Origin of the sequence: Terrabacter terrae (genome assembly GCF_039529575.1) — a bacterium.
Lineage (GTDB): Bacteria > Actinomycetota > Actinomycetes > Actinomycetales > Dermatophilaceae > Terrabacter > Terrabacter terrae.
This window is the reverse complement of sequence record NZ_BAAANB010000084.1, coordinates 1-1,450: the sequence shown is the minus strand read 5'-3', so window position 1 is coordinate 1,450 and position 1,450 is coordinate 1. Positions and strand designations below refer to the sequence as shown.

The window sequence follows — 1,450 nt, the reverse complement described above, 5'->3', positions numbered from 1 at the left end:
ACGACGGTGGCGACCACCTGGTCGGCGTGCACCTCGATGAGGTTCCAGGACTGGGGGCCGTCCACGCCCATGAGCAGGTCGCGCGGCGCGCCGACGTCGTCGACGTAGGAGACGCCACCGGCCACGAGGACCGGCACGCGCCCCAGGGTGCCGAAGCTGGTGACGTGGAGATGGCCACTGAGGACGGCTCGGACGTCGGTGTGCTCGACGACCTCGCGCAGGCGCTCGACCCCGTCGAAGTCGAGCAGCTGCATCACCGGAGACCGGTAGGCGATCGGTGCGTGATGGAGGACGAGGATCGTCCCGTGCTGCGCTGGATGTGTGAGTTGCCTTGCAAGCCAGTCGAACTGGTCGTCCGAGAAGCCTCCGTGGTGGTAGCCCGGAACTGCCGAGTCCATGGCGATGATGCGCAGCCCGCTCACTTCCGTGACGCGGTCCTGCGGGTCGTCGGTGTCGGTGCCGTGCAGCACCCGGGCCATCGGGCGCCGCTCGTCGTGGTTGCCGCCCGTCACCACGAGAGCGCAGCCCAGCCGCTCGAGAACGGGCGCCACCATGTCCTGGAACAGCTCGTAGGCCGCGACGTCGCCCCGGTCGGTGACGTCACCGGAGACCACGAGAGCGTCGATCCTCTCGCCCGACGACTCCACCCGGTCGAGAGCCTTCTGCAGCTGCTCGCGGGTGTCGATCCGGCCCGCGAGCAGGTCTGCGCCCGCGATCAGGTGCGGGTCCGAGAGATGGGCGAGGACGTGGGTCGGAGCGGGGCGGGACCCGGAGAGCGGCACGGCAGAAGCCTAGGACGGCGCGTGTGTCCGCCGCGACCTTGGTGCCACCCCACCAAGCACTCGCTCACGCACCCCAGGGGAGGCTGAGAGCCGACGCGTGCGTCAGGTAGCGCATGCCTCAGCTGCCGACCTGGCAGGAGGAGCACCAGTACAGCCGGCGCCCGCCGAGGTCGCGCTGCCGGACGATCCCCGAGCACCGCGGGCAGGCCTCACCGGTGCGCTTGTAGACGAGGAAGCGCCGTTCGAAGGTGGTGCCCAGCCGTTCGCCCGTCTGCGCCCTGGTGATCTCCCGCGCTCGTCCGGAGCGCCGCAGGCGGAGGGCCTGCTCGACCTGCTCGGGCACCGTGATGATCTGGCCGAAGACCCGGCCGAGCGGCATCAGCAGCACCAGGTCGTCCCAGATGTCTCTCCACGTCTGCTCCGAGACGTCGGCGCCTCGGGTGAACGGGTCCACGGCCAGTCGGTGGAGCACCTCGCAGCGATAGACGTTCCCCACCCCAGCGACCACGGACTGCTCCAGCAGCAGCTCGGCGATAGTCCGGCGGCTGCGGTGAACGCGCTGGAAGCCGACCTCGAGGTTCGGGCTTCGCCGCAGCGGGTCCGGCCCGAGGGTCGCGATGATCTCTCGCTGTCTCGCACGGTCGACGAGGGTGCAGATCATCGGGCCA

At 70.3% G+C, this 1,450-nt stretch carries 2 protein-coding genes; both read right to left on the bottom strand.

The features are described 5' to 3' along the window. Positions 1 to 782, bottom strand: a 782-nt coding sequence (locus tag ABD194_RS19280) for a metallophosphoesterase (RefSeq protein ID WP_343994495.1), incomplete at its 3' end; no start/stop codon positions are given. A gap of 118 nt (positions 783 to 900) precedes the next feature. Continuing rightward, positions 901 to 1,450 (bottom strand): Fpg/Nei family DNA glycosylase (locus tag ABD194_RS19275; protein ID WP_486388614.1); only part of this gene is annotated, 550 nt, incomplete at its 5' end.